The sequence below is a fragment of the Cupriavidus sp. GA3-3 genome, from assembly GCF_000389805.1.
In the GTDB taxonomy this organism is placed as follows: Bacteria; Pseudomonadota; Gammaproteobacteria; order Burkholderiales; family Burkholderiaceae; genus Cupriavidus; species Cupriavidus necator_D.
On the sequence record NZ_KB944503.1, the window covers coordinates 57,913 to 79,748 of the forward strand.

Consider the following 21,836-nt stretch of genomic DNA (forward strand, 5'->3'; position numbering starts at 1 on the left):
ACAAGGAGCAAACATGGCCAATCGACGCGAAGTGCCCGGTATCAGGAAGTACGACGGTCCCGCCGGCGGCTGGGGGGCGCTGAAGGCAACTGCCACGGCGATCCGCACGCAGATGGATACCGTCAAGGCGCCGATCACGCTGATGCGGACCAACCAGCCCGACGGCTTCGATTGCCCCGGCTGCGCATGGCCCGACAAGGAGCACCGGTCGACCTTCCAGTTCTGCGAGAACGGCGCCAAGGCCGTGACGTGGGAGGCAACCACCAAACGGGTGCCTCCCGAGTTCTTTGCAACCAATACGGTGTCGTCGCTGTTGAACCGGACCGACTATGAGCTCGAAGACTTTGGCAGGCTGACGCATCCCCTGGTCTATGACCGCGCCACCGACACCTTCCGCGCGGTGGAATGGGAGGCCGCGTTCGCCCGCATCGGCGAAATCCTGCGCGGGCTATCGCCCGACCAGGTCGAGTTCTATACCTCGGGCCGGGCTTCCAACGAAGCCGCCTACCTGTACCAGCTGTTCGCGCGCGAATATGGCACGAACAACTTCCCCGACTGCTCGAACATGTGCCACGAGCCCACCAGCGTGGGCTTGCCGCGCTCGATCGGCATCGGCAAGGGCACGGTGTCGCTGGAGGACTTTGACACCTGCGAGCTGATCATTTCGATCGGCCACAACCCGGGCACCAACCACCCGCGCATGATGGGGACGCTGCATGAGGCGTCGCGCCGCAAGGTGCCGATCCTGGTGTTCAACCCGCTGCGCGAACGGGCGCTCGAGCGCTTTGCCGACCCGCAGAACATGGTGGAGATGGCCACCTATGGTTCCACCCGGATTGCGTCGTCCTACTTCCTGGTCCGCGCCGGTGGCGACGCCGCCGCCATCAAGGGGGTGATGAAGGCGCTGCTGGACCTGGAAGCCAGCCAGGGCAATGTGCTGGACCACGACTTCATCGCGGTCCACACCGAGGGCTTCGAGGCGCTGGCCGACGATCTGCGGTCGACCGAATGGGCGGATATTGAAAAGACCAGTGGGCTGACCCGTGCGGACCTGGAACTGGTGGCGGCGGCCTATGCCAAGTCGAATGCCACCATCGTTACCTATGGCATGGGCGTGACCCAGCACAACGAAGGCACGGCCAATGTGCGCCTGCTGTGCGACCTGCTGATGCTGCGCGGCAACTTCGGCAAGCCCGGCGCCGGCATCTGCCCCTTGCGCGGCCACTCCAATGTCCAGGGGAACCGGACTGTCGGCATTACCGAGAAGCCGTCGGCCGGCTTCCTGCAGCGGATCGAGGACACCTTCGGCTTCAGCCCGCCCGCCGGACACGGGCACGATGCCGTCAACGCGATGCAGGCGATGATCGATGGCAAGTCCAGGGCGCTGTTCTGCCTGGGCGGCAATTTCGCGGTCGCCTTGCCCGATCCCGAGCAGTGCTTCCCGGCCATGGGCAAGCTCGACCTGAGCGTGCATGTCGGGACCAAGCTCAACCGCACGCACCTGCTGGTGGCCAGGGAGACCTATGTGCTGCCTTGCCTGGGCCGCACCGAACTGGATGTGCAGGAGACCGGGCCGCAATCGGTGACGGTGGAGGATTCGATGTCGATGGTGCATGCCTCGGCCGGCAAGCTCGCGCCGGCGTCGGAATTCCTGCGCTCCGAGCCGGCCATCGTGGCGGGCATTGCCACCGCGACCCTGCCTGACAGCAAGGTGCCATGGCTGGAGCTCGTCGCCGACTACGACAGGATCCGCGACCTGATCGAGAAGACGGTGCCCGGCTTTGAGGATTTCAACGCGCGCGTGCGGGTCCCTGGCGGATTCCGCATGCCCTTGCCACCAACCGAGCGCAAATGGGAAACGTCGTCGGGCAAGGCCGAGTTCTACGTGTTCAAGGGGCTGCATGAAGACAAGCAAGTCCATGCCGACGATGTGCTGCGGCTGGTGACCATCCGCAGCCATGACCAGTACAACACCACCATCTATGCCATGGACGACCGCTACCGGGGCGTGTTCGGGCGGCGCGACGTGCTGTTCATGAACCCGGCCGACCTGGCCGCGCGCGGCCTGGAGCATGGCGACCTGGTCGACATCGAGACTATCGCCGCGGGCCGGCAGCTGCGTTTCGAGAAGATCACTGCGATCGAATATGAAATTGCGCCCGGCTCCGTCGCTGCCTACTATCCGGAAGCAAACAGGCTGGTGCCGCTCGACTACATCGACGAGGACAGCGGCACCCCGTCCTACAAGTCAGTGCCCGTGCGCGTGGTGCGTTCGGAGGTGACGTAATGGCAGGCGAGCCCACCATCACGTAAGCACGGCTCATGCCCGCTTTCCAGCGCCGTTGTGCGCGGCCCTGAGCGCGCGCAACGGCCCTCTGTTGAAGCAATGCGACCTACCTGTGGAGGAAAGTCCATCATGCCGACCCTATGCGAAATCTGCAACGCACGTCCCGCCGTGGCGCGGGTGACGGTGGTTCAGGACGGCGAGCGCAAGACGATGTCGATCTGCGACTACGACTACCGGCAGCTGCTGCGCCACCAGGACATGCTCAACCCGTTCGACTCCCTGCTGGGTGGCGGCGGGCTGTCCCGCTTCTTCCGAGGAATGGGAGGCGGGATGGATGACGACGAGCATCCCGGATTCTCCACCGAAGTCCCGCGCGAATCCGTCGACCCCACCGATGCCTTCAGCGAGCAGACCATGGAACTGCTGCAGCGCGCCGCGGAGAAGGCCCACGAGCTGCGGCGCAATGAGCTGGACACCGAGCACCTGCTCTACGTGCTCGCCGATACCGATGTCTGCACGGCGCTGCTCAAGGAGCTAAAGCTCTCGCCGCAGGATATCAGGGGCTATATCGACGAGCACGCGCAGACCGGAACCGCCGGGCCTGACGCGGCCATCGACCGGATGACGATCTCGCCGCGGCTGAAGAAGGCCTTCCAGTATGCCTTCCAGGCCTCGCGCGACCTCGGGCATTCCTACGTTGGCCCCGAGCACCTGCTGATCGGCCTGGCCTCGGTCCCGGAAAGCATCGCCGGGACGCTGCTCAAGAAGTATGGCGTCACCCCCGAGGCACTGCGCCAGAAGGTGGTGAAGGTGGTCGGCAAGGGCGCCGAGGATGGCCGCGTCGATACGCCCACCGGCACGCCCACGCTGGACAAGTTCGGGCGCGACCTGACCGTGATCGCGCGGCAGGGCAAGCTCGATCCGGTGCTGGGCCGTGCGCAGGAGATCGAGAGCGCGATCGAAGTGCTGGCGCGGCGCAAGAAGAACAACCCGGTGCTGATTGGCGAGCCGGGCGTGGGCAAGACCGCGATCGTGGAAGGGCTGGCGCAGCGCATCGTCAATGGCGATGTGCCGGAGGTGCTGCGCGGCAAGCGCCTGGTTGAGGTGAACATCAATTCGATGGTGGCGGGCGCCAAGTACCGCGGCGAGTTCGAGGAGCGTGCCAAGCAGCTGATTGACGAGGTCACCGCCAAGAACGACGAACTGATCCTGTTTATCGACGAACTGCACACCATCGTCGGCGCGGGGCAGGGCGGCGGCGAGGGCGGGCTCGATATCGCCAACGTGCTCAAGCCGGCGCTGGCGCGCGGCGAACTGAGCCTGATCGGCGCCACCACGCTGAACGAATACCAGAAGTACATCGAGAAAGACGCGGCGCTGGAACGGCGCTTCCAGCCGGTGCTGGTGCCGGAGCCGACCGTCGAGCAGACCATCGTCATCCTGCGCGGCCTGCGCGACAAGCTTGAGGCGCACCACCAGGTCACCTTCGCCGACGACGCCTTTGTGGCCGCGGCGGAACTGTCGGACCGCTACATCACCGCGCGCTTCCTGCCGGACAAGGCCATCGACCTGATCGACCAGGCCGCGGCGCGCGTGCGCATCGGCGCCACCTCACGCCCCGCGGATATCCAGGAACTGGAGGCCGAGATCGCCCAGCTCAAGCGCGAGCAGGACTATGCGTCGTCGCGCAAGCGCTTTGACGAGGCCAAGGGCTTCGAGGACCGCATCAACGACAAGCAGAAGCGGCTTGACGAGTTGACCGAGGCGTGGCAGCGCAAGACGGGGTCGGAGACCCTGGAGGTGACGGTTGCGGCCATTGCCGAAGTGGTGTCGCGCCTGACCGGCATCCCGGTGACCGACCTTACCCAGGAAGAGCGCCAGAAGCTGCTGAAAATGGAAGCGCGGCTGCGCGAGCGGGTGGTGGGGCAGGACGACGCGGTGGTCGCGGTCAGCGATGCGGTGCGCCTGTCGCGCGCAGGCCTGGGGCAGGCTAACCGCCCGATCGCGACCTTCCTCTTCCTAGGGCCGACCGGCGTCGGCAAGACCGAGCTGGCCAAGGCCCTGGCGGAAACCGTGTTCGGCGACGAGCAGGCCATCATCCGCATCGACATGTCCGAGTACATGGAGCGCCATGCGGTGGCCCGGCTGATCGGTGCGCCGCCGGGCTATGTCGGCTATGACGAAGGCGGGCAGCTGACCGAGCGCGTGCGGCGCAAGCCCTATAGCGTGATCCTGCTGGATGAGATCGAGAAGGCCCACCCGGACGTGAACAACGTACTGCTGCAGGTCTTCGACGACGGCCGCTTGACCGACGGCAAGGGCCGCGTGGTGGACTTCAGCAATACCGTCATCATCGCCACCAGCAACCTGGGCGCGCCGATCATCATGGACAACCTGGAGCAGCCCGAGGACAAGCGCATGCCTGAGAAGGACTTGCGCGAGGCGCTGATGAAGGTGCTGAAGGGACACTTCCGGCCCGAGTTCCTGAACCGAATCGACGACATCATCGTGTTCCATGCGCTGTCGCGCGAGAACATCCGCGCGATCGTGCAGATCCAGCTGGAGCGTGTGGTGCGCACCGCCGCCGCGCAGGACATCACGGTCAAGCCCGACGATGAGCTGGTCGATCACCTGGTCGAGGTGGGCTACCAGCCTGAGTTTGGTGCGCGGGAACTGCGGCGCCAGATCCGCCAGTCGGTCGAGACCGGCCTGGCCAAGGAGATCCTCGGCGACAAGCTGAAATCAGGCGACAGCGTCGAGCTTGGCTACGACAAGGCAAGCGAAGCCGTGGTCTTCAGGAAGATGGAAGCCGTCAAGAAGCCGAAGGCAGGCAAAGCTGCCGCCAAGGGCGCTGCACCCAGGAAGGCGGACAGCACCGTCGCAGCAGGAGACTCCGGCGCTTGAGTGCAAGAGCCAGGGCAATCACGACTTTCGTGGGAGGTTCGCAAATGCAGGAGTACGACTTTTACATCAATCTGCTGAAGCCGACGCTGGGTCTCTATGTGCGCAAGGGGGAAGGACTTCAGGACCTCGCCGACGCAAAGGAGTGGCAACTTGAAGGGACGGTTCCGGAGAGCGCACTGCCACCCGGCATGTTGAAGGGTCTGGAAGCCAACGGGCACGCCTTCCAGGAACTGGGAGGGTAAGCAGCCACGCGCGGGCCGCGGCCTGCTCCTATGGGTTGCGGCCGCGCGGCTTCCTTCCTGCCAGCATTACTTCTCGTCGACAAAGAACTCGATACCTTCGTCGATGCATTCTTTCGGCTGGGCAAAGGTAATCCAGCCATGACCCCTGAGCGTGATTTCGTCACGGCGCAGGATGAGCGCGCTTTCGCCATCGATCTTCACATGGGTGCCGTTCGAGCTTCTGTCGATCAGGACAAAGCGGCCGCCGCGCGGCTCCACCGTGGCCTGGAATCTCGAAACCTGCCGGTCCGTGACGACAATGCTCATGGTCGTGTCCCGGCCGATGGTGACAGGCGGCGAGGCGGTGTTCATTTCGAAGACGGTTTCCCGATACCGCAGCGAAAGCAGTGCCGAGCGGGCCAATGCAAGATCCACCGGGGCCACCAGGGTCAGGTCGATGCTCTGCTGCCAGATCGCTTCGTACAGCTCGATCACCTGGTGCTTGCCGCGCACCTGTATCGGATACAGGTAGCGTGTCATCTGGCGCAGCCCTGCTGAGAGCTGCTCCACCGCGTTCTTGCTGGTGATGATCTGGCCCCGCGACGCCAGGCTGGCCAGTCGGGCGGCAAGGTTGACGGTGTCGCCGAACAGGTCGCCGGATTCATCCGACAGGATCGGGCCATGGTGAAAGCCGATATGGATCGCCAGCGGAGCGCCGATGATCGGCGGCAGCCCGGCGACGGCCTCCTGCATGTCCAGTGCCGCCCGCATCGCATTCTCCGCGGTGGGAAACAGCACCATGATTTCGTCACCGATGGTCTTGACCACCCGGCCTTGCGCGGCCGCGGAGTGGGACTTCATCAGCGCCAGGCACTGGCGGATTGCGCCAAGCGCCGCCGCATCGCCGGCCTGCTCGTAGAGCCTGGTGCTGTCGCAGACGTCCGCGAACATCACCGATCCATCAGAGGCGTCTTGTCGCGAATCTTGGTCCATATGCATCACAGGCCGTTTGATCGGAGCGCGCCATGCCTTCGATCGGCAGTGCGCTTCGTCTGCATGATTCTGCATCATAGAACTTCATCGCGACATTGCAGCGCTGGTGACCATCCCGCAAAAGTGCTGCTTGCCGATCCGGGCGCCTGGAGCCTCTGCTGCCGTTTCGTCTTGCCAGGGATCGCATCAGGCACTACAACGATCTAGCACGCCGACGACGGTGAAGGAGGAGGCTCCATGAAGCATGACGCCCGCAACCCCCTCGTCGCCGCCATTCGCCAGCTCTTGGCGGGGTCGGTCCTGACGCTTCCGGTGCTTGCCTTCGCTGCCGGGTCCGGCGGATCCTTCCAGCCCACGCAGGTGTCGGCCACGCCGGACCGCAATGCGGGGCTGCAGGCCTTCGCGCAGATCGAGCGTGTGCTGCTGCATGCCCGCTGCCTGAATTGCCACGTGCCGGACGGCCCGCTGCAGGGCGATGCGAAACGGGTGCATTTTCCACCGGTGCAGCGAGGCACCGACGGCAAGGGCGTGCCGCCGCTGCAATGCGCCACGTGCCATGGCACCCAGAACAGCCCGCTCGCGCATGCGCCGCCCGGGCTGGATACCAATGGCCAGCCGGGCTGGCACATGCCGCCGGCGAAGATGAAGATGTCATGGCTGGGCCTGTCCGGGCCGGCGCTATGCAAGGTCTTCCGGGACACCAGGACCAATGGCGGCCGTTCGCTGGCGATGCTCGAAGAACACATGGTGACCGACCACCTGGTGGCTTGGGGCTGGCAACCGGGGCCGGGGCGTGAATTGCCGCCGCTGGACAAGCCCGCGTTCGACGAGCAGGTGCGCCAGTGGATACGCAACGGCGCGCCGTGCGATACGCGCGAGCCGTTGCGCACCTCTGCCGGTCCTACACGCGCCGCCGCCGACGAAGCCTTGCTGAAGAACCTGCGCGCTATCGCCGGATCAGGCGCCTTGACCCAGACGAAAGGCACCAGCAACGGGAGCCAGCCATGATTTCCTTTCAACTGAACGGCAAGACCCAGCAGGTTGACGTGCCCGGCGACACGCCGGTGCTGTGGGTGCTGCGCGACACGCTGGGCCTGACCGGCACCAAGTTCGGCTGCGGCATCGCCGTGTGCGGCGCGTGCACGGTACATGTCGATGGCCAGCAGCGCCGCGCGTGCGTGACACGGGTGTCTTCCATCGCCGGCCGGCAGCTCACCACGATCGAGGGCATCGGCGAGGACCCGGTGGGGCGCGCGGTCGAAGAGGCCTGGGTGCGCAACGACGTCACGCAGTGCGGCTATTGCCAGAGCGGCCAGGTCATGTCGGCGGTGGCGCTGCTCAGGGTCAATCGGCGCCCGACCGATGCCGACATCGAACAGGCCATGAGCGCCAACCTGTGCCGCTGTGGCACCTACGCGCGCATCCATGCCGCGGTCAAGGATGCAGCCAAGGCTATCGGCTGAGGAGATGCCATGAGACTCATGCAGCAGGCAAGCGGCGGCATCGACCGGCGGACCTTCCTGAAACTGAGCTTCGGCTCGGGCTTCGCGCTCTGTGCCGTTCCGCTTGGCGCGCAGACGGAGGCGGCCGCGCAGCCCAAGGCGCCAGTGCAGCCATCGGCCTTCGTCAGTATCGATGCCGACGGCACCGTGATGGTCACGATCGGCAAGCTTGAGTTCGGGCAGGGCGTGCAGACGGCACTGCCGATGCTGGTGGGCGAGGAACTGGACGCGGACTGGAGCAAGGTGCGCTGCCAGCTGGCCCCGGCCGGCGAGGCCTATAAGGATCCGGTGTTCCATATCCAGATGGTCGGCGGCTCGACCAGCATGAAAAACTCGTGGACCCAGTATCGCGAGGTCGGCGCGCGCATGCGCGCCATGCTGCTCGGGGCGGCCGCCAGGCGCTTCGGGGTCCCGGCCGGGCAGCTGAAGGCCGAGGCCGGCGTGGTGACCGCGCCCGACGGCCGCCGGGCCACGTACGGCGAGCTGGCCGCCGCGGCCTTGGCCGAGCCGGTGCCAGCAAGCGTGCAGCTGAAGTCGCCGCAGCAGTTCAGGCTGATCGGCAAGCCCACCGGCCGGCTCGATGCGCGCGACAAGTCCACCGGCAGGCAGCAGTTCGGCATCGACACGGCGCTGCCCGGCACGCGTACCGTGGTCATGGTGCATCCGCCGGTGTTCGGCGCCAGGGTCGCGCGCTTCGACCCGGCGCGTGCCAGGGCCATCGCCGGCGTGGAAGAGGTCTACCAGGTGCCGCTGGCCGGCGGCGCGACCGGGTTGGCGATCGTGGCCAATGGCTTCTGGCCCGCGCGCACTGCGCGCGAGGTGCTGCAGGTGGAATGGGACAGCAGCGGCGTCGAGAAGCCGGATAGCGATGCGCTGCTGGCGCGCTATCGCGAGCTGGCGGCCAGTCCCGGCGTGCAGGCCAAGGCGGCGGACACTTCGGCGCTTGCCACCGCGCCACACAAGCTCACCGCCGAGTATGTCTTCCCCTACCTGGCGCACACGCCGATGGAGCCGCTCAACTGCACCATCGACTTCCGCGGCAACCAATGCACGGTGTGGGCCGGCTCGCAGTTCCAGACCGTCGACCAGGCCAACGTCGCAGCCGTGCTCGGCCTGAAGCCGGAACAGGTGACATTCAACACCATGATGGCCGGCGGCGGCTTCGGCCGGCGTGCGGTGCCCACGTCCGACTACCTGTTCGAGGCCGCGCAGGTGGCCAAGGCGCGCTACGCGGCCGGCCGGCGCGAGCCGATCAAGATGATCTGGACGCGCGAAGACGACGTGCGCGGCGGCTACTACCGCCCGATGCACCTGCACCGCGTTGACATCGGCCACGATGGCAAGGGCAAGGTGCTGGCCTGGAAGCACGTGATCGTCGGCCAGTCCATCACCAGCGGCACGCCGTTCGAGTCCTTCACCGTGAAGAACGGGGTCGACTCGACCATGGTCGAGGGCGTGAGCGACAGTCCTTATCCGTTCCCGATCGCGCTCGAGATCCATCATCCCAAGGTCAATGTGCCGGTGCTGTGGTGGCGCTCGGTGGGGCACACGCACACGGCCTACGTGATGGAGACTCTGGTCGATGAACTGGCGCGCGCCGGCGGGATCGATCCGGTGGCCTACCGCCGCACGCTGCTGCGTGAGCACAAGCGTCACCTGGCGGCGCTGGACCTGGCGGTCGAGCGCTCGGGCTACGGCAAGCGGCGCCTCTCGGCCGGGCGTGCCTGGGGCGTGGCGGTGCATGAATCGTTCGACACCGTGGTGGCCTACATCGTCGAGGCCTCGATGCGCGGCAACCAGCCGGTGGTGCACCGGGTCACCGCGGCCGTCCACTGCAATATGCCGATCAATCCGCGCACGGTCGAGGCGCAGGTCCAGGGCGGCATGATGATGGGGCTGGGCACCACGCTGCCCGGAGCCCAGATCACGCTGAAGGATGGCGTGGTCCAGCAAGGCAACTGGAACGACTACCGGGTGGCGACGCATGCGGACACGCCGCCGCAGATCGCGGTGCACATCGTGCCATCGGCCGACCCGCCGACCGGCATTGGCGAGACCGCGGTGCCGCCGATCGCACCGGCACTGGCCAACGCCGTCGCGGCGCTCACCGGCAAGCGGCATCGCAGCCTGCCGTTCACCTCGTGATCTTCGAGCAGTCGGCATGGCCTGCGTGCGGTGATCTCTCCCCAAGCGGGAGAGCGAGCACCCAGACAAAATGCCAACAGTCTTGGGTGCGCCAAAGCCGCCGGAACCAGCCTAAGCAAGATGTTCTTCCTTTCCCCTCATGGGGAGAGGGCCGGGATGAGGGGTGGTCTAGCCAGGATCCACATCAAGCGGCGCCTTCGGTTTTATCCATCACAATGCCCGTTGAAGTGCGAGGATCCGGAATTCGTGAGGCTGCGTTTTCCGGAAAATCAACCACTTATCAGTGAATTCGGCCAGCGCTTTCCAGTATTAGAAGCGGAAATAGCGAGACTGCACTGACTTGAGCGCGAATTCTGCTTCGCGCAGGTGCTCACTGTCCCTTGCCCGAGACGACGAGAACCCGTACACGTTGACGGGGGTATGCCGGAACCGGCGTTTCCTCTGGCATGCACGAGAAGTCAGCACTGGCGCGGGTTGACGCAACGGGCTTCTGATTCGGCAGTGCGGGAGTCCATCGTACACGAACGGCCATGGGGCGGCGGTGAACGGTGCATTCGGAAATGGCAGAGGCGGGCAATCCGATTAGCGGCGATCATGCAGTCTGATCCTGTCCGCATCCCGAGCCACCATGCACGTCCATCTGCAGTCCCACATGCACGTCAGCCTGCAGCGGCTGTTGCTGGCTTTCCCGCTGGCGGTCTCTGCGGCCCACGGCAGGCTGGTGCTCAGGCGCCGCGGCTATGAGCGTGTGCTGCTGCCGGGCCAGCAGCTCACCATCGAACCGTTTGAAACCTTTGCGCTGCACCTGGATGGCAGCAGCACTCAGCCGGCCGCGTGCACCCTCGAAATCCAGCGCATGATCCCCGCGGCGCAGCAGGAATGCCTGCACCACCGCATCTGCAAGCGGGTCTTCCTGCAACCCCATTACGCCTGGAATGCCGCGTTTATCGCGGAACGGCTGGGCATGTCCACGGCACAGCTGCGCCGCATGCTGTTTTCGCAGGGCACGGCGCTGACCGAGCTGTGCCGCACGCAACGGCTGATGCGGTTGCTGTTCGAGGTCATGGCCGGTGATGCCGGCATTGGCGATGCCCGGCGGCGCGTCGGCTGGCCAGCCAGCAGTGATCTGGACTGCGCTTTCTACGACCGCTTCGGCTTATCGATGGAAGCTGCCAGCCGGTTGGCGGTCGCGCGCGCAGCGCAGCGGCGGCGCTCCGTCGCCTGACTCGTTCCCAAAAATCTACCGGACGTTCGCAAGGATCCGGGATCAGGTCCCGGATGCGAGGGTGCCGGCCACTGCGAATTGCGCCCGCCAGAGTGTACTGAACGCCGCGCTTTGCGAGATAATCCGCCCTTACGCTGCGGAATGATGTCATGCGCTTTGATCTGGTCGACCTGAAACTGTTCACGCATATTGCGGAGGCCCAGAGCCTGACCGGCGGTGCGCAACGCTCGCACCTGTCGCTGGCCGCGGCCAGCACGCGCATCAAGAACCTCGAGGAACACGTCGGCGTCAAGCTGCTGAGCCGCAGCAGCCAGGGCGTGAAGGTGACCGGGGCGGGGGAGACCCTGCTCGCCCACGCGCGCCGCGTGCTGCGCCAGCTGGAGCAACTGAGCGGCGATCTGCAGGAATATGCGGCGGGCGTGAAAGGCCATGTGCGCGTGTTCGCCAACACCACCGCGATGAGCGAATTCCTGCCGGCGGTGCTGCGCAGTTATCTCGTCAGCCATCCGGACGTGACCATCGACATGCACGAGCGCCTGAGCCCGGATATCGTGCGCGCGGTGCAGGAGGGCATGGTGGATATCGGCATCATTGCCGGCAACGTGCGCACGGAAGGGCTGGAGGTGATGCCGTACCGGTGCGACCGCCTGGTGCTGGCCACCGCGCTGAGCCATCCGCTGGCCGAGCGCGGCAGCGTGGATTTTATCGATACGCTGGACTACGACTTCATCGGCCTGCCCGAGGCCAGCGCGATCCACAATTTCCTGCTGCGGGCCGCGACCGACCTGCAGCGCACGCTGCGCTGGCGCGTGCAGGTCAGCAACTTCGAGACCGCGTGCCGGATGATCGAGGCCAATGTCGGCGTCGGCGTGTTGCCGGAGACTACCGCCAGCCGCCATGCGAAGACGATGGCGCTGCGCATCGTCCAGCTCAACGATGAATGGGCCGAGCGCAAGCTGCAGATATGCGTGGCCGACCTCGGCGCCTTGCCGCTGTTTGCGCGCAAGCTGGTGGACCTGCTGGTCGAGGACGGCCTCGGGCGCCAGGACTGAGGGCGCCCGGCGGACTAGGCCTTGTCCGCCAGCATCTGCCGTAGCTGGTGCTTCAGCAGCTTGCCGCTGGCCGTGGTGGGGATCGAGGCAACGCGCAGGATCCGCTCCGGGCGCTTGTACGGCGACAGGCGGTCGACCAGGTAGTCGTGCAGCGCCTGCGCGTCGAATTTCTCGCCATCCCTGATCTCGACGAAGGCGATCACTTCCTCGTTGCCGTCCGCGGTGGGCTGCCCGATGACGGCTGATACGCGCACGGACGGATGCGTGTTGATGACCGATTCGACTTCGATCGGGTAGACATTGAAGCCCGAGCGGATGATCAGGTCCTTGGTGCGGCCGACGATGAACAGCGCGCCGCCGGGGTCCAGCCGGCCGATGTCGCCGGTATTGAGCCAGCCGTCGGGCCGCAGGGCCTCGGCGCTCAGGTCCGGTGCGCGGTAGTAGCCGCGCATCACGCCGGGCCCCCTGATCCATAGCTCGCCGGGTTCCCCCGGCGGCACCGGCTTGCCTTCCGGCCCGACTACCCGCAGTTCCGCGCCTTCGACGATCTCGCCGGCCGAGCAGTCGGTGCGCGGCCGGTCCATGCGGGTCACGAACAGCGACCCCGCATATTCGGTCATGCCATAGCCATGGTGCAGCGGCTGGCCGAACATCGCCTCGACGTCGTGCTTGAGCGTCGGATCAAGCGGCCCGCCGCCGGTGTAGAGATAGCGCAGCCGCGGCGAAGCCTGCAGGGGCGTGCCCATTGCCCGCACATGGGCGACGATGCGGTTGAACATTGTCGGCACGCCCTGCAGCAGCGTGATCGCACCCTGCCGGATCGCGGCGGTGACGTCAGCGGCATTGAAACGCGCGCTCAGGTACAGGCTGGCGCCGGCCTGCAGGGTCGAGACCAGCAGTGTCCCCAGCCCGAACACATGCGACATCGGCATGACCGCATAGGCGCAGTCGTCTGCCTGCATGCGGCGCGACTCGACCGTGACGCGCGCAAAGTGCAGCAGGCCCCGGTGGGTGACCATCACGCCCTTGGGCTGTCCGGTGGTGCCGGAGGTATAGATCAACGCGGCGACATCACGCGCGAGCGCTTCAGGCTCGCGCTCGCCGGCCTCGTCGACAGCGCCCGCCATCAGCGGGCCGAGGCCGGCCGGGGCAATCTCCCTGGCCCGGTAGCGCACGCCGTGCCGCAGGGCATCGGGCGACACCGCGTGGGTGAACAGCATCAGGCGCGGCTGGCAGTGGGCGCGGATCACCTCGATTTCCCGCTCCGACAGGCGGGCGTTGACGACGACCGGCCACGCGCCCAGTTCCGACAAGGCGAACACCAGCGTGATCACCGCCAGGCAGTTCTCGGCCGTGATCAGCACCCGATCGCCGGTGCCCACGCCCTGCGCTTGCAGGTAGCGCTGCGCATCCTCGATGCCCGCCCACAGCTGCGCATAGGTGGTGGTCCGGCCTTCCTCGAAGACGGCCACATGGCCGGGGGTCTCGGCGGCCCAGCGGCGAGGGATGTCGCTGATCCGTGGTGGGGTGTCTCGGTCCGGTGGCATCTCGCGGGAATCCTTGTGCTGGAAAAACCGTTCGGCGAGGCGGGGGCCAGCCGAACGGCGCCAGTGTATGTGCGCCCGTTGCACGGTGCAATCGGTAATCGGCAAAGGCGGATTTCTTGTCTGCCGAAAGCCGCCTGGCCGCTTACACCACGCGCCTGGCGCGCAGTGCTTCCAGTTGCTGCGGGCTCAGCTTCAGGTAGTCGCGCAGCACCTCGTCGGTGTGCTGGCCCAGCGCGGGCGGGGCGTAGCGCAGCGTCGGGGGCGTCTCTGACAGGCGCAGCGGGCTGGCCGTGGTGACCACGTGGTTCACTGGCTCGCCGGCGGGCGGCTGGGCTCCCGGATAGCGCTCTTGCTCGACGCGCAGGCCACGGTGTTGCACATGGGGGTCGGCGTGGGCCTGGGCGATATTGTTGATGGGGCCGCAAGGCACGGAATTGGCTTCCAGCAGCGCGACCCATTGCGCCGTGGACCGGGTGCGCGTGAGCTCCATCATCATCGCGATCAGCGTCTTGCGGTTGTTGACGCGGCCGGTATTGGTGGCATAGCGCTCGTCGCGCGCCCAGTCCACGCCCGCGGCGTCGCAGAAGCGTGCGAACTGCCCGTCGTTGCCGATGGCCAGCAGCATATTGCCGTCGGCGGTCGGGAAGTCCTGGTAGGGCACCACGCTAGGGTGGATATTGCCTTGGCGCCGCGGCACGTCGCCGGCGTTCAGGAAGCCCGCGCCCTGGTTGGCCAGCACCGCCATCGCCACATCCAGCAGGGCGATGTCGATATGCTGGCCGCGGCCGGTGAAGTGGCGCGCTTCCAGCGCGCTCAGGATCGCGGTGGTGGCGTACATGCCGGTGAACAGGTCGATCACGGCCACGCCTACCTTCATCGGGCCGCCGCCGGGCTCGCCGTCGGCGTGGCCGGTGATGCTCATCAGGCCGCTCATGGCCTGGATCAGCAGGTCGTAGCCGGGCCGCGCCGCGTAGGGTCCGGTGTGGCCAAACCCCGTGACCGAGCAATAGATCAGGCGCGGGTTGAGCGCGCTCAGGCTGTCATAGTCCAGCCCGTAGCGCTTGAGGCCGCCGGTCTTGAAATTCTCCACCACCACATCGCTCTGCCGGGCCAGCTCGCGGATCAGCTCCTGTCCCTCGGGCGTGGCCATGTCCACGGTGACCGAGCGCTTGTTGCGGTTGGCGGCGGTGAAATAGCAAGCCTGCCGGGTCGGCGCGCCGGCCTCGTCGGCGAGGAAAGGGGGCCCCCAGTGGCGCGTATCGTCGCCTTCGCCGGGTTTTTCGATCTTGATCACGTCGGCGCCCATGTCCGCCAGGTTCTGGGTTGACCACGGTCCGGCCAGCACGCGCGAGAGATCGAGCACGCGCAGGTGACTCAGGGCGCCGGTGCGGGCGGAGGGGGGAGGAAGGCCAGCGGCCGGCGTAGCGGTGGAATCTGTCATGTCAGGTCAGGCGGTCTCAAGGCAGGCTGCCCGTCCTGGGGACGGGCAGCGTTGCGCGCGGGCATGGTTCAGGCGTATTGGCGCGGGGCGCGGTGCTTACGCGCCGCGGGCCTCACGGATCATGTTGCGCGCGATGATGACCTGCTGGATCTGCGTGGTGCCCTCATACAGGCGGAACAGGCGCACATCGCGGTAGAAGCGCTCGATGCCGAACTCGGAAATATAGCCGGAACCGCCGAGAATCTGTACCGCGCGGTCCGCCACGCGGCCCACCATCTCGGTGGCGAACATCTTGCAGCACGAGGCTTCGGTGGAGACGTTCCTGCCTTCGTCGCGGCGGCGCGCGGCGTCGATCACCATGCATTCGGCGGCATAAAGCTCGGCCTGGCTGTCGGCCAGCATGGCCTGGATCAGCTGGAACTCGCAGATCGGCTGGCCGAACTGCTGGCGCTCCAGTGCGTAGTTCAGCGCGTCGCGCAGCACGCGCCTGGCCACCCCGACGCTGACCGCCGCAATGTGCAGCCGGCCCTTGTCGAGCACCTTCATCGCCGTCTTGAAGCCCTGGCCTTCCTTCAGGCCGATCAGGTTCTCGGCCGGTACGCGCACGTTGTCGAAGATCACGTCGCAGGTATGCGCGCCTTTCTGCCCCATCTTCACGTCGCGCTTGCCGAAGCTGATGCCGGGCGTCCTGGCATCGACGATAAATGCCGAGACGCCGGCCGAGCCCTTGATTTCAGGGTTGGTACGCGCCATCAGCGTGAACATGCCGGCCTGCGGCGCGTTGGTGATAAAGCGCTTGGTGCCGTTGACCACGTAGTGGTTGCCATTCCTGACCGCGGTGGTGCGCAGCGAACCGGCGTCCGAGCCGGCATCCGGTTCGGTCAGGGCAAAGGAGGCCAGGATCTCGCCGGTGGCCAGGCGGGGCAGCCACGCGGCCTGCTGCTCCGGCGTGCCATCCATCAGGATGCCCTGCGAGCCGATGCCCACGGTGGTGCCCAGCAGCGAGCGGAAGGCCGGCGAGGTCTGGCACAGCTCCATGACCACGCGCACTTCCTCCTCCATGGTCAGCTCCAGGCCGCCAAAGCGCTCGGGGATGGTCATGCCGAACAGGCCCATCTCGCGCATGTCCTGCACGATATCCTGCGGGATTTCGTCGGTCTCGGCGACCAGCGCCTCGGCGGGCACCAGGCGCTCGCGCACAAAGCGGCGCACGCTGTCGAGCAGGGCTTCGAGGATGTCGTTATCGCGGATCATGTCGGTTCTTCCTGGGTGTCGGGTCGGTGTCGGTTCGAGGGGGCGGGACCATCAGTCCAGCGTCACGCCCTTGAGCACGCTGGCCCACTGCGTGCGCTCGCGCGCGGCGGTGTTCACGACATCCTGCGTGGTGCCGCTCCACTGTTCGTAGCCCAGTTCGGCATAGCGCTTCCTGAGCTCAACGTCTTCCACGGCCTGCCGCACTGCTGCGGCCAGCTTCTGGGTCTGCTCGGGGGTTACGCCCTTGGGGGCGTAGATGGCGTACCAGCCGCCGGCTTCGTAGTCCTTGAGGCCGGCAATCCCGGATTCGCGGAAGGTGGGCACGCCGGGCAGCGATGCGCTGCGCTTGGGCGAGCCCACGGCGATGGGCTTGACCTTGCCGCTCTGCACATAGCCGCTGGCGGTGCTGATGATATCGAACATCACGTCGATCTGGCCGCCGATGGTGTCGGTCATGGCCGGGGCATTGCCCTTGTAGGGAATATGGTTCAGCTGGACCTGCGCCTGCCGGGCGAACAGGGCCATGGCGACGTGGTTGGAGCTGCCGACGCCCGAGGAGCCGTAGCTGAGCTTGCCGGGATGCGCCCTGGCGTAGGCAACCAGGCCCTGGGTGCCCTTGAACGGCTCCTTGACGTTGGCCACCAGCATGTTGTAGTAGCGCGCCACCGGTGCCACCGGGGCGAGGTCCTTGGCCGGGTCGTACGGCAGGCTCTTCATGATGTTGGGCGCGACCGTCAGCGCCGCGCTGGCGGCGAACCACAGCGTGGCGCCGTCGGGCCTGGCGCGGACCACTTCATAGCCGGCCAGCGTGGCATTGGCGCCGGGCTTGTTGTCGACGATGACGTTGGCGTTGAGCGCCTTGCCCAACGCCACCGCAAACAGGCGCGCGGCCTGGTCGGCGGGGCCGCCGGCCGCGTAGCCGACCACGAGGCGCACCGGCTGGCCGTTGGGCTGTGCCGAGGCAGGGGGAGTAGCCAGGGTTGCGCCGCACAGAGCCAGGGCGGCCAGCATGGCGTGGCGGCGTGAGGTGGAAATCAAGATACTTCTCCTACGTAAAGCAAAGAGCCGATGGCAAAAGCCGAAAAGCAAAAGGCAAAAGGCAGGCTCAGCCCCCGCCGTCGCGCACGGGGGCTGTACGGTGAATGGAGTGGGTTTTCTCAGTAGCGTTCGAAGACCGCGGCAATACCCTGGCCGCCGCCGATGCACATGGTTTCCAGGCCATAGCGGCCGCCACGGCGCTGCAGTTCATGCAGCAGCGTGGCCAGGATGCGCACGCCGGTGGCGCCGATCGGATGGCCCAGCGAGATGCCCGAGCCGTTCACGTTCAGCTTCTGCTCGATCGCATCCTGGTCATGCCATTCCCAGCCCTTGAGCACGGCCAGCACCTGGCAGGCGAAGGCTTCGTTCAGCTCGACCAGGTCCATCTGGTCCAGCGTCAGGTTCAGGCGCGCCAGCAGCTTCTTCACCGCGGGCACCGGGCCGATGCCCATGTGCGAGGGCTCGCAGCCGGCCGCCGCCCAGCCCACCAGCGAGGCCATGGGGGTCAGGCCCAGTTCGGCCAGCTTGTCTTCGGCCACGATCAGGCAGGCGGCCGACGCGTCATTCTGCTGGCTGGCGTTGCCAGCGGTGACGGTACCGTTCGGCATCAGCGTGCGCAGCTTGCCCAGGCTTTCACGCGTGGTTTCCGGGCGGAAACCTTCGTCGCGCGCGAACCGCACCGGATCGCCCTTGCGCTGGGGCACCTGCACGGGCACGACCTCGGCATCGAAGCGGCCGGCCTCCCAGGCTGCCGCGGCGCGTGCGTGGCTGCGGGCGGCGAAGACATCGGCCGCCTCGCGGCTGATGCCGTAGTCGCGCGCCAGGTTCTCGGCGGTCTCGATCATCCCGGAGATCTTGCCGAAGCGCTCGACCGGCTGGGAGCGTTCACGGCCACGGTCGAGGCGGTCGAAGAAGCGCACATTGCCCGAGCGCGCGCCCCAGCGCATGTCGGTGGTGTAGTACTCGATATTGCTCATGCTCTCGACGCCGCCCGCGATCACCACGTCGGCGGCGCCGCTTTGCACCATCATCGAGGCCGTGACGATGGCCTGCAGGCCGCCGCCGCAGCGGCGGTCCAGCTGCATGCCCGGCACCTCGACCGGCAGGCCGGCCTGCAGCGCGGCCCAGCGGCCGACGCAGGGCACTTCGCTGTTGGCGTAGGACTGGGCAAAGACCACGTCGTCGATACGCGCGGGATCGATGCCGCTGCGTTCCACCACGGCGCGCACGGCGGTGGCGGCCAGTTCCTCCACAGGCACCGGGCGCAAGCTGCCGCCGAAGGTGCCGACGGGCGTGCGGAGGGGAGTGACGATTGCAGCTCTGCGCATGGAAGTCTCCTTGGAACTCTGTGTTGGGATGAACAAGTAAGTCAGTTGGCCAGCGTGTGCCCGGGAAGGGCCACGAAGGCCGCGCCGCACTGACGCAGCAGGGCGTGGGCCTGGCGTTCCAGGTCCGCGCGGTGTTCGGGTGCGGCAATGTCCAGCATGCGGCGCACGCGCTGCGACAGCGTCTGGCCGCGCAGGTCGGCCACGCCGTGTTCGGTGACGATCAGGCCCGCGTCCGAGCGGGGCGTGCTGACCGGGCCGGACAACTGGGCCACGATGCGGCTCGCGCCCTTGGCGGTTGCTGGCAGCGCGACGATGGGCAGGCCGCCGCGGCTGCGCGCGGCGCCGCGCAGGAAGTCCACGGCACCGCCGACGGCGCCGACATAGACGCCGGCGGCAACTTCGGCGTTCACCTGGCCGGTGAGGTCGACCTCGATGGCGGAGTTGATGGCGGTCAGCTTGTCGACGCTGGCCAGCACCTCGGGGTGATGGGTATAGGCGGTCTCGCGCAGCTGCAGCTGCGGATTGCGGTGGGCCCAGCGCCGCAGCCGTTCGCTGCCCATCAGGATGCCGGCGATTCCCACGCCCGTATCGATGCTCTTGCGTGCGTTGGTCAGCACCCCGGCTTCGGCCAGCGCCGCAATGCCGTCGCCGATCGCGCCGCTGTGCAGCCCCAGGTCGCGGTGGCCATTCAGCGCAGCGACCACGGCCTCTGGCAGGTTGCCGATGCCCATCTGCAGGGTGGCGCCATCCTCCACCCAGCCGGCGATGTGGCGAGCGATAGCCTGTTCGGCCGGGCCGGGCGCGCTGCGGTCAAGGCTGATCGGCGGGTGCAGCGCTTCGACCTGCAGGTCGATATCGTCCGCGCTCAGGTAGCGGCTGCCGTGGGTCCACGGCACCTCAGGGTTCACCTCGGCGATGATGACGCGGGCGCGGTCGAGCGCCGCGGGGAGGTATTCATGCACCAGCCCCAGGCTGTGGCGCCCCTGCTCGTCGGCGGGCGAGACCTGCACCAGCGCCACGTCCGCCCGCAGCGTGCCCTGGCGGATCAGCCCGGGCAGGTGCGAATAGTGGCTGGGCACGATGTCCAGCACGCCGGCCCTGGCCAGTTGCCGGTGCGGGCCGCTGGCGGCGTAGCCGAAGAAGTCGAGCACATCCGCCTGGGCCGGCTGCAGCGTGTCTGACTGCCCGATGCCGACAAAGACACTGAGCCGTCCGCCCTGGGCGATGGCGTGGCGGTGCTCCACCAGTGCGCGCGTCAGCGTCAGCGGCTCGGCGGTGGCTTGCCCCCACCAGATATGGTCTCCGGGGCGGATCAGGGCTTGCAGGCGGGAGGCGAGGGTGTGCATGTCCACGGGGCAGCGGTCAGTCGGCGCATGCGCCGGATAGCCCGGAGCATGTTCCCAAAGCGTGGTTTGCGCTATTTGACAATGCCAATGGCGGACTTTGGCGAAAGCGAAAGGCCTTAACCGTCGCCAGGACTTAACCCCGGTGGAAGGCGCGCTTTCGGAAAGGCTGATTGTCCAACCGGCCGAACGCCGCGACTATTGCGGTTATCACAAGGAGGCGGCCGTCCGCCAGAGACCGAACGCAAGCCAAGCGCCATGATCGAACAGACCCAATCGAACAACTTCCAAGAAATCCGCGACGCCATCCGCGCGCTTTGCGCGGAGTTTCCCGATGAGTACTTCCGCAAGGTGGACGAGCAGCGCGCCTATCCCGAGGCCTTTGTCAATGCGCTGACCGCGGCGGGCTGGCTGGCGGCGCTGATTCCGCAGGAGTACGGTGGTTCCGGCCTGGGTCTGACCGAAGCCTCGGTCATCATGGAAGAGATCAACCGCTGCGGCGGCAACTCCGGCGCCTGCCACGGCCAGATGTACAACATGGGCACGTTGCTGCGGCACGGCTCCAGGGCACAGAAGGACAAGTACCTGCCGAAGATTGCCTCGGGGGAATGGCGCCTGCAGTCCATGGGCGTGACCGAGCCCACCACCGGCACTGACACCACCAAGATCAAGACCTCGGCGGTCAAGAAGGACGGACGCTACGTCGTCAACGGCCAGAAGGTCTGGATCAGCCGCGTCCAGCACAGCGACTTCATGATCCTGCTGGCGCGCACCACGCCGCTGGCCGACGTGAAGAAGAAGAGCGAGGGGATGTCCATCTTCATGGTGGACCTGCACGAGGCGCAGAAGAAGGGCCTGACCGTGCGCCCCATCCCCAACATGGTCAACCACGAGACCAATGAACTGTTTTTCGAGGACCTGGAAATCCCCGAGGAAAACCTGATCGGTGAAGAGGGCAAGGGCTTCAAGTACATCCTCGATGGCCTGAACGCCGAGCGCACGCTGATCGCGGCCGAGTGCATCGGCGACGGCTATTGGTTCATCGACCGCGTGACCAAGTACGTCAGGGAACGCGAGGTCTTCGGCCGCCCCATCGGCCAGAACCAGGGCGTGCAGTTCCCGATCGCCGAGTCCTTTATCGAACTGGAAGCGGCGAACCTGATGCGCTGGAAAGCCTGTGAGCTGTTTGACAAGCACGAGCCCATGGGGGCCCAGGCCAACATGGCCAAGTACCTGGCCGCCAAGGCGAGCTGGGAAGCCGGCAACGCCTGCCTGCAGTTCCACGGTGGTTTCGGCTTTGCCTGCGAATACGACGTGGAGCGCAAGTTCCGGGAAACGCGGCTGTACCAGGTGGCACCGATCTCCACCAACCTGATCTACTCTTTCGTCGCCGAACACGTCCTGGGCCTGCCGCGCTCATTCTGAGCGATGGACGGCGCGCCAGCCCCAACAATCAAGGGGCTGGCCAGATGGAACCCCGGCAGCAACGGCGCCGGGGTTCCTGCTTCGCCCAGGCCCCGAATTCCCCTCCCTGTCTCCTCTCTTCGCCCGCGCAG

Annotated in this window: 16 protein-coding genes; 9 read left to right on the plus strand and 7 right to left on the minus strand. The window is 66.7% G+C overall.

Features of this window, described 5'->3' with window-relative positions; all coding sequences use genetic code 11:
* Window positions 1-13 precede the first annotated feature (13 nt).
* From C265_RS27010 to C265_RS27020, 3 genes are all read left to right on the plus strand, one after another.
* Window positions 14-2,287, plus strand: a complete 2,274-nt coding sequence (locus C265_RS27010) for an FdhF/YdeP family oxidoreductase (protein ID WP_010809301.1) — start codon at window positions 14-16, stop codon at window positions 2,285-2,287.
* Window positions 2,288-2,416: 129 nt separating this feature from the next.
* Complete coding sequence (locus tag C265_RS27015) at window positions 2,417-5,191, plus strand: ATP-dependent Clp protease ATP-binding subunit (RefSeq protein WP_010809302.1); 2,775 nt, start codon at window positions 2,417-2,419, stop codon at window positions 5,189-5,191.
* Between the two features lie 44 nt (window positions 5,192-5,235).
* Window positions 5,236-5,433, plus strand: a complete 198-nt coding sequence (locus C265_RS27020) for a hypothetical protein (protein ID WP_010809303.1) — start codon at window positions 5,236-5,238, stop codon at window positions 5,431-5,433.
* Window positions 5,434-5,499: 66 nt separating this feature from the next.
* On the opposite strand, the gene C265_RS27025 is transcribed toward C265_RS27020, so the two are convergent.
* The gene (locus C265_RS27025) at window positions 5,500-6,405 is read right to left on the minus strand and encodes an adenylate/guanylate cyclase domain-containing protein (protein WP_011617198.1); all 906 of its coding nucleotides are present in this window, start codon (window positions 6,403-6,405) and stop codon (window positions 5,500-5,502) included.
* A 237-nt stretch (window positions 6,406-6,642) separates the two neighbouring features.
* On the opposite strand from C265_RS27025, the gene C265_RS27030 reads away from it, so the two are divergent.
* The 5 genes from C265_RS27030 (at window position 6,643) to C265_RS27050 (ending at window position 12,329) form a co-directional block, all read left to right on the plus strand.
* On the plus strand, window positions 6,643-7,413 hold the full coding sequence (locus C265_RS27030; protein ID WP_010809305.1) for a hypothetical protein: 771 nt from the start codon (window positions 6,643-6,645) through the stop codon (window positions 7,411-7,413).
* Entirely contained in the window at window positions 7,410-7,868 is a 459-nt protein-coding gene (locus C265_RS27035) for a (2Fe-2S)-binding protein (RefSeq protein WP_010809306.1), read from the plus strand. The genes C265_RS27030 and C265_RS27035 overlap by 4 nt, the downstream gene beginning before the upstream one ends.
* A 9-nt stretch (window positions 7,869-7,877) precedes the next feature.
* Window positions 7,878-10,052, plus strand: coding sequence for a xanthine dehydrogenase family protein molybdopterin-binding subunit (locus C265_RS27040; RefSeq protein ID WP_037025416.1), 2,175 nt, complete (start codon window positions 7,878-7,880; stop codon window positions 10,050-10,052).
* Between the two features lie 628 nt (window positions 10,053-10,680).
* Window positions 10,681-11,277, plus strand: coding sequence for an AraC family transcriptional regulator (locus C265_RS27045; protein ID WP_011617193.1), 597 nt, complete (start codon window positions 10,681-10,683; stop codon window positions 11,275-11,277).
* Window positions 11,278-11,426: 149 nt separating this feature from the next.
* Window positions 11,427-12,329 (plus strand): LysR substrate-binding domain-containing protein, encoded by a 903-nt coding sequence (locus tag C265_RS27050; protein WP_010809309.1) that lies wholly within the window; start codon window positions 11,427-11,429, stop codon window positions 12,327-12,329.
* A 14-nt stretch (window positions 12,330-12,343) separates the two neighbouring features.
* Here C265_RS27050 and C265_RS27055 read toward each other — a convergent pair whose 3' ends face one another.
* From C265_RS27055 to C265_RS27080, 6 genes are all read right to left on the minus strand, one after another.
* On the minus strand, window positions 12,344-13,876 hold the full coding sequence (locus C265_RS27055) for a class I adenylate-forming enzyme family protein (protein ID WP_037025418.1): 1,533 nt from the start codon (window positions 13,874-13,876) through the stop codon (window positions 12,344-12,346).
* 142 nt (window positions 13,877-14,018) lie between these two features.
* Window positions 14,019-15,317, minus strand: a complete 1,299-nt coding sequence (locus C265_RS27060) for a CaiB/BaiF CoA-transferase family protein (RefSeq protein ID WP_011617190.1) — start codon at window positions 15,315-15,317, stop codon at window positions 14,019-14,021.
* A 96-nt stretch (window positions 15,318-15,413) separates the two neighbouring features.
* Window positions 15,414-16,571 (minus strand): acyl-CoA dehydrogenase family protein, encoded by a 1,158-nt coding sequence (locus C265_RS27065; protein ID WP_010809312.1) that lies wholly within the window; start codon window positions 16,569-16,571, stop codon window positions 15,414-15,416.
* A 51-nt stretch (window positions 16,572-16,622) separates the two neighbouring features.
* Window positions 16,623-17,609 carry a tripartite tricarboxylate transporter substrate binding protein gene (locus C265_RS27070; protein WP_010809313.1) on the minus strand — a complete coding sequence of 329 codons (987 nt, stop codon included), beginning with the start codon at window positions 17,607-17,609 and terminating at the stop codon, window positions 16,623-16,625.
* A 119-nt stretch (window positions 17,610-17,728) separates the two neighbouring features.
* Window positions 17,729-18,937 carry an acetyl-CoA C-acetyltransferase gene (locus C265_RS27075; protein WP_010809314.1) on the minus strand — a complete coding sequence of 403 codons (1,209 nt, stop codon included), beginning with the start codon at window positions 18,935-18,937 and terminating at the stop codon, window positions 17,729-17,731.
* Between the two features lie 41 nt (window positions 18,938-18,978).
* A complete protein-coding gene (locus tag C265_RS27080) occupies window positions 18,979-20,283 on the minus strand; it encodes an acetyl-CoA hydrolase/transferase family protein (protein WP_037025424.1) in 1,305 nt (434 codons plus the stop codon).
* 255 nt (window positions 20,284-20,538) lie between these two features.
* Here C265_RS27080 and C265_RS27085 point away from each other — a divergent pair, with 255 nt between their 5' ends.
* Window positions 20,539-21,705 carry an acyl-CoA dehydrogenase family protein gene (locus C265_RS27085; RefSeq protein ID WP_010809316.1) on the plus strand — a complete coding sequence of 389 codons (1,167 nt, stop codon included), beginning with the start codon at window positions 20,539-20,541 and terminating at the stop codon, window positions 21,703-21,705.
* Window positions 21,706-21,836: the final 131 nt, after the last annotated feature.